The organism is Flavobacterium sp. TMP13, assembly GCF_050847115.1.
In the GTDB taxonomy this organism is placed as follows: Bacteria; Bacteroidota; Bacteroidia; order Flavobacteriales; family Flavobacteriaceae; genus Flavobacterium.
Map to the genome: position 1 here is coordinate 116,537 of NZ_CP193656.1, position 14,991 is coordinate 131,527.

At 35.0% G+C, this 14,991-nt stretch carries 14 protein-coding genes and 1 tRNA gene; 5 read left to right on the plus strand and 10 right to left on the minus strand.

All coding sequences use genetic code 11. The features are described 5' to 3' along the window. The first annotated feature begins 334 nt into the window (after positions 1-334). Together ACRASX_RS00515 and ACRASX_RS00520 are read left to right on the plus strand one after the other, a co-directional pair. Positions 335-1,351, plus strand: coding sequence for a glutamine synthetase beta-grasp domain-containing protein (locus tag ACRASX_RS00515; protein WP_066309701.1), 1,017 nt, complete (start codon positions 335-337; stop codon positions 1,349-1,351). A gap of 132 nt (positions 1,352-1,483) precedes the next feature. Then, on the plus strand, positions 1,484-2,434 hold the full coding sequence (locus tag ACRASX_RS00520; RefSeq protein WP_432222058.1) for a TerC family protein: 951 nt from the start codon (positions 1,484-1,486) through the stop codon (positions 2,432-2,434). A gap of 64 nt (positions 2,435-2,498) precedes the next feature. On the opposite strand, the gene ACRASX_RS00525 is transcribed toward ACRASX_RS00520, so the two are convergent. The 7 genes from ACRASX_RS00525 to ACRASX_RS00555 all read right to left on the minus strand — a co-directional run bounded on the left by ACRASX_RS00525 (position 2,499) and on the right by ACRASX_RS00555 (position 10,155). Next, positions 2,499-3,008 (minus strand): hypothetical protein, encoded by a 510-nt coding sequence (locus tag ACRASX_RS00525; protein ID WP_066309706.1) that lies wholly within the window; start codon positions 3,006-3,008, stop codon positions 2,499-2,501. Between the two features lie 121 nt (positions 3,009-3,129). Next, positions 3,130-3,975, minus strand: coding sequence for an alpha/beta hydrolase (locus tag ACRASX_RS00530; protein WP_432222059.1), 846 nt, complete (start codon positions 3,973-3,975; stop codon positions 3,130-3,132). Between the two features lie 118 nt (positions 3,976-4,093). Beyond that, entirely contained in the window at positions 4,094-4,306 is a 213-nt protein-coding gene (locus ACRASX_RS00535; RefSeq protein WP_432222060.1) for a zf-TFIIB domain-containing protein, read from the minus strand. Between the two features lie 44 nt (positions 4,307-4,350). Then, positions 4,351-5,280 (minus strand): TerC family protein, encoded by a 930-nt coding sequence (locus ACRASX_RS00540; protein ID WP_066309715.1) that lies wholly within the window; start codon positions 5,278-5,280, stop codon positions 4,351-4,353. A gap of 97 nt (positions 5,281-5,377) precedes the next feature. Beyond that, complete coding sequence (locus tag ACRASX_RS00545) at positions 5,378-6,007, minus strand: YqaA family protein (RefSeq protein ID WP_432222061.1); 630 nt, start codon at positions 6,005-6,007, stop codon at positions 5,378-5,380. Positions 6,008-6,222: 215 nt separating this feature from the next. Continuing rightward, a complete protein-coding gene (locus ACRASX_RS00550; RefSeq protein ID WP_432222062.1) occupies positions 6,223-6,522 on the minus strand; it encodes a hypothetical protein in 300 nt (99 codons plus the stop codon). A 192-nt stretch (positions 6,523-6,714) separates the two neighbouring features. Further along, a complete protein-coding gene (locus ACRASX_RS00555) occupies positions 6,715-10,155 on the minus strand; it encodes a methylmalonyl-CoA mutase family protein (protein WP_432222063.1) in 3,441 nt (1,146 codons plus the stop codon). Between the two features lie 113 nt (positions 10,156-10,268). Between ACRASX_RS00555 and ACRASX_RS00560 the strand changes: the two genes are divergently transcribed. The 3 genes from ACRASX_RS00560 to purU all read left to right on the plus strand — a co-directional run bounded on the left by ACRASX_RS00560 (position 10,269) and on the right by purU (position 12,765). Next, positions 10,269-10,913: a DUF922 domain-containing protein gene (locus ACRASX_RS00560; protein ID WP_432222064.1), complete on the plus strand. Its 645-nt coding sequence runs from the start codon at positions 10,269-10,271 to the stop codon at positions 10,911-10,913. Positions 10,914-11,160: 247 nt separating this feature from the next. Continuing rightward, entirely contained in the window at positions 11,161-11,877 is a 717-nt protein-coding gene (locus ACRASX_RS00565; protein ID WP_432222065.1) for a DUF4197 domain-containing protein, read from the plus strand. Between the two features lie 33 nt (positions 11,878-11,910). Then, on the plus strand, positions 11,911-12,765 hold the full coding sequence (gene purU / locus ACRASX_RS00570) for a formyltetrahydrofolate deformylase (RefSeq protein ID WP_432222066.1): 855 nt from the start codon (positions 11,911-11,913) through the stop codon (positions 12,763-12,765). Positions 12,766-12,884: 119 nt separating this feature from the next. On the opposite strand, the gene ACRASX_RS00575 is transcribed toward purU, so the two are convergent. The 3 genes from ACRASX_RS00575 to ACRASX_RS00585 all read right to left on the minus strand — a co-directional run bounded on the left by ACRASX_RS00575 (position 12,885) and on the right by ACRASX_RS00585 (position 14,985). After that, a tRNA-His gene (locus ACRASX_RS00575) sits at positions 12,885-12,960 on the minus strand. A 75-nt stretch (positions 12,961-13,035) separates the two neighbouring features. Further along, positions 13,036-13,752: a bacillithiol biosynthesis deacetylase BshB1 gene (gene bshB1, locus ACRASX_RS00580; protein WP_432222067.1), complete on the minus strand. Its 717-nt coding sequence runs from the start codon at positions 13,750-13,752 to the stop codon at positions 13,036-13,038. Between the two features lie 135 nt (positions 13,753-13,887). Continuing rightward, positions 13,888-14,985, minus strand: coding sequence for a chorismate-binding protein (locus ACRASX_RS00585; RefSeq protein WP_432222068.1), 1,098 nt, complete (start codon positions 14,983-14,985; stop codon positions 13,888-13,890). Between the last annotated feature and the right edge of the window lie 6 nt (positions 14,986-14,991).

Sequence of the window (14,991 nt, forward strand, 5' to 3'; positions counted from 1 at the left end):
CGCTTACAAAACAGTATCAGCAACTAAAGTTGATTTTAGTGAACAAAAATGCATTCAGATCACAATAATTTAACAAATTTTAATCTTTTACAGTTCAACTCTAACGATACAACAAAAATGAAACTATTTTTGACCATCGGTTTTTTTAGCAGATTATTTAAAAAACGTCTTATTTATATCAAATTTATTATCGCACCCCCCTTCAAATTACGGTGTTCCTAAAAATAAAGATTAATAAGTAAATCGTACCCCCTAATTTAATCTAATAAAAAAAATAAATTTATATTTGTCGTGTTGAAACAGCACACTAAAAATCAATCAATTCAATATTGTTATGGCTAAAATAAAATTAGAATACCTGTGGTTAGACGGATACCAACCAACTCAAAATCTTAGAAGTAAAACTAAGGTAGAAGATCATGAAAATTTTGAAGGCACTTTGCAAGAAATTGGAAATTGGTCTTTTGACGGTTCGTCTACAAAGCAAGCTGAAGGCGGTTCTTCTGATTGTCTTTTAGTTCCTGTAGCTATTTATCCAGATCCTACTCGCATTAATGGCTATTTAGTGATGTGCGAAGTAATGCATGCAGATGGAACGCCACACCAATCGAATGGCAGAGCAACGATTGATGATAATAATGATGATTTTTGGTTTGGTTTTGAGCAAGAATATTTCATCATGGACAATAAAACACAATTGCCTTTAGGTTTTCCTGTTGGAGGATATCCAGCGCCACAAGGTATGTACTACTGCTCTGTTGGTGGAAAAAATACCCACGGAAGAAAATTGGTCGAAGAGCACGCGGACTTGTGTATTGCTGCTGGACTTAATTTTGAAGGCATCAATCAAGAAGTTGCTTGCGGACAATGGGAATACCAGTTGTTTGCAAAAGGTGCTAAAAAAGCAGGTGATGAAATTTGGGTTTCTAGATATTTATTAGATCGTTTAACCGAAAAATACGGTTATTATATTGAATACCATCCAAAACCTTTAGGGGACACGGATTGGAATGGCTCTGGAATGCATGCTAACTTTTCTAACGAAGTATTGAGAACTTGTGGCTCTCAAGAAATTTTTGAAAAAATATGTGAAGCATTCCGTCCAGTAACTGCCGAGCACATGGAAGTTTATGGCGCTTATAACGACCAACGTTTGACAGGCAGACACGAAACGGCTTCTATTCATGATTTCTCTTATGGCGTTTCAGATAGAGGATGTTCGATTAGAATTCCGTTAATGGCGGTTCAAAAAGGTTGGAAAGGTTGGCTGGAAGATAGAAGACCAGCATCAAACGGTGATCCATACAAAATTGCAGCACGAATTATTAAGACAGTTAAGTCGGTTTTGTAATGCAACACTATATTTCATTTTTAAAAGTGTCTTCAGTATTTGAAGGCACTTTTTTTATGCATTAGGGTTAAAAAATAAATTTCAAAAATAAAATGCATCGACTATCTTTGTTAAAACCGTAAATAAAAAATCATGATAGTCTGGATTCTCTTTTTTGTCTTAATAGTAGCAATTCTCGCATTGGATTTAGGTGTTTTTAATAAAAATCCACATATTATTAGTACAAAAGAAGCTAGTAAATGGACGCTTATTTGGGTTACATTATCTTTTTTATTTTCGGGAGTAATTTATTGGTTGTACACTACCGATTTTATAGACAATCCAGACCATTTAAAACCAATGGCAGCTTCGATGAAGTTCATTACTGGTTATTTAATCGAATTGTCTTTAAGTGTTGACAACATATTTGTGATCGCCATTATTTTTGCATCGTTTAAAATTCCGCAAAAATACCAGCATCGTGTTTTATTTTGGGGAATTTTGGGAGCTGTTTTTTTTAGAGGAATAATGATTTTCTTCGGAGTATTATTGATCAACAAATTTACTTGGACCACTTATGTTTTTGGAGCTTTTTTACTATTCACGGCGATAAAAATGTTGTTTTCTGAAGAAGATGAAGATTTTCATCCAAAGGATTCTTTTGTTTACAAAGCGTTGGGCAAAATAATACCCATTACCTCTGAAACGGATAAAGAGAAATTTTTTATTATAAATCATAAAGGAACAAGAGCGGCAACACCTTTGTTTGTGGCCTTAATTGTTATTGAAGTTATGGATGTTTTGTTTGCTGTAGACAGCGTTCCCGCAATTTTAGCCATTACCTCTGATCCTTTTTTAGTTTTTAGTTCGAATATTTTCGCTATTTTAGGTTTGCGTTCGATGTATTTCTTCTTAGCTAATATGCTACAAAAATTCGGTTATCTAGAATACAGTTTGATTGCAATTTTGAGTTTTGTAGGTTTAAAAATGCTTTTGCATGATTATATTGAAATTCCAGAATGGGGTTCTTTAGCCTTCATTGCATTATCCCTAAGCGTTGGAATTATTGTTTCGTTGAAATTTAGCACGGATACTTCAAAGTAAAAATATTAAAAACAAAAAAAGGAAATCTTTCGATTTCCTTTTTTATATATTCTAATTTTTAAATCTAGAATTGAATATTTTGTACTTTACTTTCATTCAAATTCAAAGCTTTTATAACTTCCAAGTAACTACTATTTTTCAACGTTGACGAAAAGTATCCTGGAACAATTACAATTCTAAAAACCTGATTCGATCTGTACTCGCCAGTAACAGAATTTAAGTCATCACCCAACATATAAACACTTATGTTATTTTTACTAAATTCAAAATTATAACTGAAACTTAAAGTACCATCATCATAATAATAAGTATGAGGTACTGGAGTCCATATTGGATTACCATTTAATTGTCCCGACAATCTGTAAACTAGTACTACATCAGAATCAAATATTGCTTCTTTCAGGTTTATCATAGTTTCAAATCCATTTCCAGAATTAAAAGAAACATTCTTTACCTCGAAAACTTCACTGATTGTATCCGTATCTGTGTCTACATAATTTGAATCATCATTCGTTGTACAACCTTGCACAACCAACATTCCAACAACTGCAAAAAGGGTAAGTATCTTTTTCATAATATTTATTTTTTAAGGTTTATAAAGGTATTCCAAAAACCAAACCAAAAAAATAGAATTTTAATTAATTCTCTAAAAATTTATTTAAAACGCTATTTATCAGTACAATTTTTTTTTATTTCTATTTTAATTTATTCAAAATTTTGCTAAAAAACAACAGTTGATACGGTAGTGCATTTTCCCAGTACGTCCAAGTATGCGCTCCAGGTCGTTCGGTGTAATCATGAGGAATTTTTGCATATACCAATCGGCGGTGCAATTCTCGATTGGACTCTATTAAAAAATCATCCACTCCGCAATCTATAATTAAAGATATGTTATTAATTTTCATTCTCCCAACCATTTGAAGAACCGCATGTTTCTCACACAACTCTTGTGTTACTCCATTTGCACCAAAAACCGGCTCGAACAATTTTATAATATCTGCTTTCGGTTCTCTGTTCAACATTGTTCCCATATCGACTGCACCACTCATACTTCCTGCCGCGCAAAACAACTCTGGATGTTTGGTCGATAAATACAATGCGCCATGTCCTCCCATGGACAGACCAGAAATGACACGACCTCTTTTTTCTGCAATTGTACGATACGTTTGATCAATTTTCTCAACGACTTCTTGCGTAATATAAGTCTCAAACTGACTTCCTTTGTTAACAGGACTGTCCAAATAAAAGCTAAACGTTTCTCCTTCGGGCATGACGATTATAATATCGTACTGATCTGATAAATTTTTAACTAGGTTTTTGTTTGGTGTATTTTTTAACCAATCTCCAAAATGACCGTATGCGCCATGCAGTAAATATAAAACAGGATAAGTAGTTTTGCTTTTTGCATACGAATTAGGTAAAACCACCGCTGCCTTGTATGTTTTATGCATTGCTGCACTTGCAATCTGCAGGGTATCAACTTTGGCCGCTTGTGCGCAAATAGAGAACAATACAAATAAAAGTAGAAGTTGTCTTTTCATTACTTTCTCATTTAGTTCAGATTATAAATTTAGTAGAAATACTAGAACTAAAGTACGAAATAAAAAACCCACAGTATGCATTACAATACTGTGGGTTTTAAAAATTTATTAGAAAGTGTTAATCGAATAACTCATTCAACCAGTGTTTTTTCTTTTGTTCTCTATAATACCCTTGCTGTGGCTGGCTGCCAAAAGATTGTTGCGTTGGCTGATAAGTACTTTTTGGCTCATTTACCGACCGTTCTATTATTTTATCAAGTTCGCCTCTATCTAGCCAAATACCGCGACATTCAGGACAATAATCAATTTCAATTCCTTGTCTATCTGACATTACTAATGGAACTTTACAAGTGGGACAATTCATCGTTTATATTTTTATTTATTAATTAAATTTTCATTTTTTGGAAAAGCAACAGAAAGTAGCACCGAGATAAAAAGTATACCGGTAATTACTAGTAATGAATAGACAATCGGAATTTTAAAGAGATCGACAATCGCCATCTTTACCCCTACAAAAACTAATATTGCAGACAATCCGTATTGTAAATAATGAAAGTATTTAGTAATTCCTGCCAAAGCAAAATATAAAGATCGTAAACCTAATATTGCAAAAACGTTAGACGTAAAAATGATAAAGGTATCGTCTGTTATAGCAAGAATTGCCGGTATGGAATCGACGGCAAAAATTAAATCGGTGAATTCGACAATAAGCAGTACCACAAATAATGGTGTTGCCATCGTTTTACCATTTAATTTCACAAAGAATTTACCTCCATGCGTCTCTTCGGTAACTGGAAAAAATTTCTTAAACAAGCGTACTAATGGATTCTTATCTGGTTCAATATTTTCATCTTTATGAAATAACATTTTAATACCAGTAAAAATCAGTAATGCGCCAAATACATAAATAATCCAATGAAATTTATTGATGAGCGCAACACCTGCAAATATAAAAATGGCTCGCATTACTAAAGCCCCTAAAATCCCCCAAAACAAAATTTTGTGTTGGTACTTGGTTTCTACATTAAAATAGGTAAAAAGCATAATAATTACAAACAGATTATCGACGCTTAAAGATTTTTCGAGAACATAACCCGTTAAAAACTCCACAGCTTTTTCATTACCCATAAAAACGTAAATTCCGTAATTGAAGAGTAACGCAAGCCCAATCCAAACCGCGCTCCAAATTAGCGCTTCTTTAATTTTAACCTCATGCGACTTACGGTGAAAAACCCCTAAATCTAATGCTAACATTGCTAGGATAAAGCCCAAAAAGCATATCCACACAAAACTATCTACTACCATATAATTTTAAATTATTTATTTGATTGAAACGAAATCACTCGAGATTTGACGCAATGATTTCAAAAGTTTAAGTATATAAAATACTCTGAAAAACATTCTAAAAGATTTGAAAAATGACCATGGCATAAATCACAAATCGCACATATCTGAATAACGCCCACAAGAGATAGTGCTTAAAATTGTACTTGATGAGTCCACAAGCCAAACTAACAATGGAATGTGGCAGCGGCAACATGGCTCCGATAAAAACAAAAAGCCCGCCCCATCTTCGCAAATTTGAAATGTGCAGTGCTATTTTATTCTCTATATGATTTTTAACAGCCGGTATCAAAAACAAACGATTCCCAATAAAGTAAGTGATGATACCACCAACATATGACATCGTTGCTAATGTGAATAAGAACAACCAAGGAGTTCCTGCTTTCGACGCCCATGCTATAAAAATTTCTGGTGGCACCAATCCTAAAACGGTCTCTGACAACAAGAAAAAAGAGAAGATTATTTTTGGTGAATAAGTTGCTACTAGCGTATTAAGAAGGGAATTAAAATCTAAGAAAAAGTATTCTAACGCCAGCAATACTGCAACGAAAATCACGATAACAATTCCGCCTTTAATCGCCGTACTCTTTAAAAAAGAATAAAAATGTGTTATTTTATAATACCTATTCAGTACTGACAACTTTGTAATTCCGCTTTGATTCGTGATTGCTTTGTTATTTTGAGCCATTGCTTATTTCGTTTATAAAATTTATGTTGAAATCCACGATCTTGATACTAGTTAGAATTTGAACTCCTCTTTTATAATTTGTTCATTTTCATTAAAAGATATCAAAACCCATCAGTAAGAATTTTAGTTATTGAGCACGATTTTTCAGTAATACGAAATTGTACCACAGTTAAGACCATGAAAAAATTCAAGCACTACATATAAATTAGAATGTACTAACTAAGTTCAGGCGGTTGCCAAACTGAAAAGCAAGGTCGAGCTGACCTATTGGTAAAGTGAAAATGGTTGTGAACAGTAAGTTTTTCTACTACTGCTAATAATTCAATTGAAAAGGTAATTTGATGTTCTTCAGTAAGGTCTAAATCAGGATCAACAGCATCCAAACTTGGAGTGTTTTCGGCGTTTAATTCTGTTAATAAAGAAGTGTCCTTTTGTTGCACACAAACATCAACAAATAATAACAAACCCAATACGAGTATGATACAACTGATGATATTATTTCGGCTACGTTTCATGTCGCGAAAATAATTAAAAACTAATCCATCTGATGTACTGAAGCGAATAATTTTGATTTATTTAACAGCCATTAAGCATCTTATGAAAGTAAACTGCTTTTACATCTGAATTTGTCTTCAATTCCGATCTTAATTTAATGAAAAAAAAAGCAGCTCTCGGATTGGAGCTGCTCTTTTAGAGGATTACTTATTTTACATATTTCTTCGATACTGACCTCCTACTTCAAACAAAGCTGAAGTAATTTGCCCTAACGAACATACTTTAGAGGCTTCCATCAAATGTTCAAACATGTTCTCATTTTTGATTGCTGCTTCTTGCAGAATATTAAGATGGTTTTCTACTTTGTCTTTATTTCCTTCGTGTAAATTCTGCAGCATCTCAATCTGGTACTGTTTTTCGGTTTCAGTAGCGCGAATCACTTCGGCAGGAATCACCGTTGGAGAACCTTTGGAACTTAAAAAAGTATTCACGCCAATAATAGGAAAATCACCATTGTGTTTCAAGGTTTCATAGTACAAACTTTCTTCTTGAATTTTAGAACGTTGGTACATGGTTTCCATCGCACCAAGTACGCCGCCACGCTCTGTAATTCGATCAAATTCTTGTAAAACGGCTGCTTCAACCAAATCGGTTAATTCTTCAATTATAAACGAACCTTGAATCGGATTTTCGTTTTTTGCTAAACCTAATTCCTTATTAATAATCAGCTGAATCGCCATTGCACGTCGTACCGATTCTTCGGTTGGAGTGGTAATTGCTTCATCATATGCATTGGTATGCAATGAATTACAGTTGTCGTAAATCGCATATAAGGCTTGCAAGGTGGTGCGAATATCATTAAAGTCAATTTCTTGAGCGTGTAACGAGCGCCCTGAAGTCTGAATATGGTATTTCAACATTTGTGCGCGTTCGTTGGCTCCATATTTATTTTTTAAAGCTTTTGACCAAATTCTACGAGCCACACGACCTATTACTGCATATTCTGGATCAACTCCATTCGAGAAAAAGAACGATAAATTAGGTCCAAAATCATTGATACTCATGCCTCGACTCAAATAATATTCCACGTAAGTGAAACCATTTGAAAGCGTGAACGCCAATTGTGTAATCGGATTTGCTCCAGCTTCGGCAATGTGATAGCCCGAAATAGAAACCGAATAAAAGTTACGTACGTTTTTAGTAATAAAATATTCTTGAACGTCGCCCATCAATCGAAGCGCAAATTCTGTAGAAAAAATACAAGTATTTTGTGCTTGATCTTCTTTTAAAATATCTGCTTGAACGGTTCCACGAACTTGCGATAATGTTCTTACTTTAATGTCATCATACACATCTAGTGGTAAAACTTGATCACCAGTAACGCCAAGTAAAAATAAACCTAAACCATTATTTCCTGCGGGTAAATCGCCCTGATAATGTGGTCTTTTAACGCCTTTTGCTACATATATCTTTGCAATTTTCGCTTGTACTTCTTGCTCTAATCCATTTTCTTTAATGTAATGCTCGCATTGTTGATCTATGGCAGCATTCATAAAAAAGCCAAGCAACATTGGTGCTGGTCCATTTATCGTCATACTAACCGAAGTCAACGCATGCACTAAATCAAAACCAGAATATAATTTTTTAGCATCGTCTAAACAGCAAATAGATACTCCCGCATTACCAATTTTTCCGTAAATATCTGGACGCAAATCGGGATCGTTTCCATACAAGGTAACGCTATCAAAGGCGGTAGATAAACGTTTGGCTGGCATTCCTGCACTCACATAATGAAAACGTTTGTTGGTGCGTTCTGGCCCTCCTTCTCCCGCAAACATGCGCGATGGATCTTCACCTTCTCTTTTAAATGGATACAATCCAGAAGTAAACGGAAATTCTCCAGGAACATTTTCTTGCAAACACCAGCGCAAAATATCACCCCAAGCTTGGTACTTTGGTAAGGCAATTTTCGGAATTTGCTGATGTGATAAACTTTCTGAATGCGTAGCAATTTTTATTTCTTTATCGCGCACTTTGAAGCTGTAAACCGGATTTTTATATTTGTTTACTTTTTCATCCCAAGTCAAAATCATCTCCCAGTTGTATGGATCCATGTCCATTTTTACTTTGTCAAACTGGTTTAAAAGTAAATTTAAGAAAATTTTATTTTGGTTGTCTTCTTCGATCGCGCTAGGGAAAACCGTATCTTCATCAATTCCTGCTTTATTTATTTGCGGAATTTTTCCTGAAACCGACTCTATCGTTTTAAATATTCCGTATAATTTTTGAGCTACGTCTTGTTGTGTTATTGCTGTTGCATCGTACAAACGGTTGCTTTCAGCAATTTCAGACAAATAGCGCGTTCTATGTGGCGGAATTACGAAGATCTTTTCACTCATTTCGCGCGTAATTTCAAAGGTAGATTGCAGATCCGATTCCGTTTTCTCCACGATCGTATCCATAATCGCTTTGTACAAGGTGTTCATTCCTGGGTCGTTAAACTGCGAAGCAATTGTACCAAAAACAGGCATATCGTCTGGCTTTTTATCCCATAAATTATGATTGCGTTGGTATTGTTTTTTTACGTCACGAATGGCATCGAGAGCACCGCGCTTGTCAAATTTATTTAGCGCTACTAAGTCAGCAAAATCAAGCATGTCAATTTTTTCCAACTGAGTGGCCGCACCAAATTCAGGCGTCATCACATACAATGAAACATCGGAATGGTCCATAATTTCGGTGTCAGATTGCCCAATTCCTGAAGTTTCTAAAATTATAATATCATATTTAGCTGCTTTTAAAACCTGAATGGCTTCGGCAACATATTTTGACAACGCTAAATTAGATTGACGCGTCGCCAGCGAGCGCATATAAACTCTCGGATTATTAATAGCGTTCATACGAATTCTATCGCCTAACAAAGCACCGCCTGTTTTTCTTTTGGATGGATCTACCGATATAATTCCGATTGTTTTTTCGGGAAAATCAATTAAAAAGCGACGTACTAATTCATCCACTAAAGATGATTTACCTGCACCTCCTGTTCCAGTAATTCCTAAAACCGGAATTTTAGAATCTTTATTTAGGGTATGAATTTGATCAAAAACTGGTTTGGCGATTTCTGGAAAATTCTCTGCTGCCGAAATTAATCGAGCTATTGCTCTTGGATTTTTATCTTCAATACCTTCAAGCTCTCCATTCAATTTATCTCCAATTGCATAATCTGATTGTTGTACCAAATCGTTTATCATTCCTTGTAAACCTAACGAACGACCGTCATCTGGCGAATAAATACGTGTAATACCGTACTCTTGCAATTCTTTAATTTCAGAAGGAAGAATAACACCACCACCACCACCAAAGATCTTAATGTGCCCTGCTCCTTTTTCTTTAAGCAAATCATACATGTATTTAAAATATTCGTTGTGACCTCCTTGATACGAGGTCAAAGCAATAGCATTTGCATCTTCTTGAATTGCGGTATTAACCACTTCTTCTACGCTTCGATCGTGTCCCAGATGAATTACCTCTACGCCTGTAGATTGAATAATTCGGCGCATAATATTAATTGCGGCATCGTGACCATCAAAAAGAGAGGCTGCAGTTACAATTCTTACTTTATATTTAGGAATATACGGTTTTTGTGGTTCCATTTTATGAATATGATAATTTTACAGGTGCAATTTACAAAATATTTTAATAATTCATTACTTCCGGCCGTTCCCTTAAATAAAAAAATTAAATTCTTTATAATGTGGCTCAGTTTTTGGCATATATCAATTTAATTGTAAAAACAGATCGCCTACTCTTAAAGATACGCTACTTTTTACTGAAAGCAAAAAATAATATGATGAAGCAAATGACATTCTATTTTCTACTACTTTTTATTTGTAGTTCAAACATACCTTTCGAATTATCAACAGCAACAACTATTGCTGACGAAAGAGACAAAATTATTTGGTCTAGCAATCGAAAATTAATCTGGAACGATTTTCAGGGAAGACGGAGAGATGCAAACTCCAATAAAGTTGCTGAAACTTCGTCGAATATCAAAATAAGCTATCAATATTCTAAAAATAGAATTAGTAATTACACCGTTGAAGCTGCCTTTTCCAAACAAAATTCTTGGACTAAAACCGACAAAAAAGCTGTTTTAGCGCACGAGCAACTTCATTTTAATATTACAGAGTTATATGCCAGAAAAATTAGAAAGGCGTTTGACAGCTTGGCTGCTAGAAATGACAATTCGGTACAGAACTACAATAAAGTTTATGATGTAAATACTAGGGCTTGGAAAAAAATGCAAGTAGACTATGACAACCAAGTTTACGGCAATACTGAATCACAAGAACAGTGGATTAGACAAATTGAACAAGAATTGAATAATTTGGAGAACTACAAGTCGCGTTAAAAAGCGCAAATGATCAAAATGTAACAGACGAATCAGTGCTACTGAAACATTTTAAAATAAGTAAATAAAAGTACAAAACCCCAGACTTAGACCTGATTGAAACGGCATCCCGCGCTTTTTTTTGCGCGGATATAGTGTACAGCGAGACAACTAATAGTAAAAACACAAATAATTCTGCTCTTGTTGTAATTCGTGTGCTTTTATTTTGAATAAATAGTAAATTTGAAACTCTTATAAATAATCTAGAATGAAAAAAATTATCTTTTTGATGTTGGGCTTTACGATTGCATCTTGCGCCCAAACATACCCAACATTGACACAAATACGAGAATTAGCACAGGTAAAAAGTGCGTCCGGCATTGACATCGGATCTGGCTTAAAAGAAGCCTTGAATAAAGGAATTACTCAACAAGTCACTAAGTTAACTGCCGTTGATGGCTTTTATAAAAATGATTTAGTAAAAATTTTGATGCCCGAAGAATTACAAAAAGTCGATGCGACCTTGCGCAAATTTGGTTTGAGTTCTTTGGCAGACGAAGGCATTAAAGTGATGAATCGTGCGGCTGAAGACGCGGTTAAAGAAGCTACGCCGATTTTTGTGGATGCTGTTAAAAAAATGACATTTACGGATGCCAAAAATATTTTATTGGGGAATGATTCTGCGGCGACTGCCTATTTGCAAGGAACTACCTCTACAGTATTGTACAGCAAATTTAGTCCTGTGGTACAAAACTCTTTTAGTAAAGTAGGTGCTGATAAAATTTGGAAGAACATAATTACCAAATACAACAGTTTACCGCTGACGAAAGATGTTAATCCAGATTTGACAGATTATGTGACCAGTCAAGCGATGACTGGTGTTTTTAAGATGATTTCTGTAGAAGAAAAAAACATTCGAACCAACTTAAATGCAAGAACTTCACCTTTATTAAAGCAAGTTTTTGCCATGCAGGATCGCAAATAAACCAAAAAACTATAAATTACACAAACCACCGCAATGCAAAAAATAACAATACTAATTCATTGTAAAGATCAAAAAGGAATTATTGCAGCCGTTACCAATTACATCTTAAAAATTGCAGGAAATATTACCTACATTGATCAGCATGTAGATCACGAGCAAAATGTGTTTTTTATGCGTTTGGAATGCGAATTAACAAACGTTAAAAACACACTTGAAACGATTAAACCTGATTTTGGCCAAACCATTGCTGCTGATTTTGGAATGCAATGGGAAATGTACAACCAAGAACAAAAACCTAAAATGGCTTTGTTCGTCAGTAAGTACGACCATTGCTTATTTGATATTTTAGGGCGATACAGCGCGGAAGAGTTGAATGTTGAAATTCCACTAATTATTAGCAATCACAATGATTTGCGAACGGTTGCTGAGCGTTTCGACATTCCGTTTCATTATGTTCCGTTTACGCAAGAAACGAAAGAAGAAGGAGAAAGATTGCAGTTGGAATTGTTAGAACGCTACCAGATTAATTTTATCGTTTTGGCACGTTACATGCAAATTATTACACCTACAATTATCAATAAATTCACTAATAAAATAATAAACATTCACCATTCGTTTTTACCTGCATTTCAGGGTGCAAAGCCCTATCACGCGGCTTTTAAACGTGGTGTTAAAATTATTGGAGCAACCAGTCACTATGTTACCGAGGAGTTGGATGAAGGTCCGATTATCGAGCAAGATATTACTCGCGTATCTCACATTCATTCGGTAGAAGATTTTATTATGAAAGGTCGCGATTTAGAACGGATTGTTTTGGCGAGAGCTATCAAACTACATGCGCAGCGAAAAACAATGGTCTATAGCAATAAGACCGTGGTTTTTTCGTAATATTTTCAATTGCAAAATTTCACATATATCTATGTTTTCGTTTTATAATTTTAAAAAATATCAAACGAAAAATTAGTCCACAAAAAAAGCCTCTCATTTCTGAGAGGCTTTTGCTTTCTGGGTGGAAGACGGGGCTCGAACCCGCGACCCTCGGTACCACAAACCGATGCTCTAACCAACTGAGCTACAACCACCATTTGCCTTAGCGGTTGCAAATATACAACTAATGTTTACTTTTGCAAACAAAAAATCAAAAAAAGTATCGTCTTTTTAGATCAAATCATCTAAGCTGTTGACAGCCAAATATCTTTCGACTGTAAAACCTTCGGCAAAATCGACACCTACCAGTCTTCCTAGGTCTTGCGCGCGATAATTTAAGCTTTCTAAAAAGTTTTTACTGGTAATTGGCGTTGCTGGCTCGTCTGAATTTTTATCATAAAACTGAGTTTGATACGCCAAAACAGCTTCAATTTTTTTTTCCTCAAAACCAGTAATATCAACAACAAAATCAGGCTTGATATCCTTCCATTGAATGTAATGATATACCACTTTTGGTCTCCAGTGCTGTTGCTTTTGTCCATCCAATTCGGTTTCAATTCGCATTAAGCCCGACAAAAAACAAGCATCCGATACTAATTTACTTGCTTTTCCGTGGTCAATGTGTCTGTCGTCGATAGCATTGCACAAAACCGTTTCAGGCTTGTATTTTCGTATCATTTTAATAATCTCCAATTGGTGTTGCTCATCATTTGTAAAAAAACCATCGCGGAATTGCAAATTCTCACGCACCTGCACACCCATAATCGCAGCGGCAGCAGCAGCTTCTTCATCCCTAATTTCCGCCGAACCACGAGTTCCTAGTTCCCCACGAGTCAAGTCAACGATTCCCACTTTTTTACCTAATGAAACTTCTTTCAAAATTGTCCCTGCACAACCCAATTCCACGTCATCTGGATGTGCACCAAAAGCTAATATGTCTAATTTCATTCTTTTTATATTTAAGTATGGTAAAATTGAGGGTAAAAATTAATTCATGAATTCCCCAATTTTCCACTATATTATTTTTCTTGTTTTTCTTTCCTATCTATTTCTTAATTACTCCTGCGTATTGTCGTCTGCATTTCAAATCTTGCTTCTTGGCGCTAATCTCTCTGCCTTCCACAAAACCTTCTTCATTGTCATGGATTTATTCACGCTTTCTTCCCACTCTTTTTCGGGAATACTTTCTTTAGTAATCCCGCAACCCATGTATAGCATCGCGCTATCATTCTCTATTTGCATGCATCTAAGATTCACAAACAAATCAGAACTTTTTGTTACTGAAGTTAAACTACTGTTCAGTTCGCCTAAAAACCCAGTATAAAACGTCCGAATATAATTTTCATTGGCAACAATAAATTCCATTGCCTTATCCTTTGGCAGTCCACAAACCGCCGGCGTTGGATGTAACAAATCAACCACTTCTTTCAAACTAGAATCTTCTTTTAAAACGCCCGAAATATCGGTTTTAATGTGCCAAATTGCACCTGCTTTTAAACTGTATGGCTTCGTAACAGTTATTTGCGATGCCACATTTTGCAAGCGTTTTACAATAAAATCGGTTACATACTGTTGTTCGTCTTTCTCTTTTTGTTGCCAAACTATTTCAGTCGAAGTATCATTTGCTTGCTGTGTTCCCGCCAAAGCTGTAGTTTCAAAAGTGTTTTCTGATGCTTTAAGCAATTGCTCTGGCGTGGCTCCCATCCAAAAACCAACCTTAGGATGATAAAAGCAATAGGTAAAAGTTGCAGGATACAATTGAATCAGGTTCTGAAAAGTATCAATACAATCGAAATCAGTCAACAAAACTGCTTCTTTTCGAGATAAAACTACTTTTTTAAATGCTCCAGCACCGATTGCTTTTATTCCTTTTTCAACCAAAATTTCAAACGGAATTTTAGCCGATTCATCTGTGCCAGAATCTTTGCTTGGAATGGTGAAATTTGTTTTCTTATTGAATAGCGTCGTAAGTATTTCAGATTCGTTTTCTGGAATTAAAATCATTTTACTTTTATCAAAAGAAGCAAAAACAAAGCCTTTTTCTGAAAAATCGTTCACTTCAAAAAGTGCATTGTTATTTTGCAAAAGTCCACAAACAGTATCCGAATTGGGTTTACTGTACATCACAAAAGGCAAGTTTTTTGCTTTGTGTGTTTTTATTTTTTCAAAAAAATCATTCATCTGCTC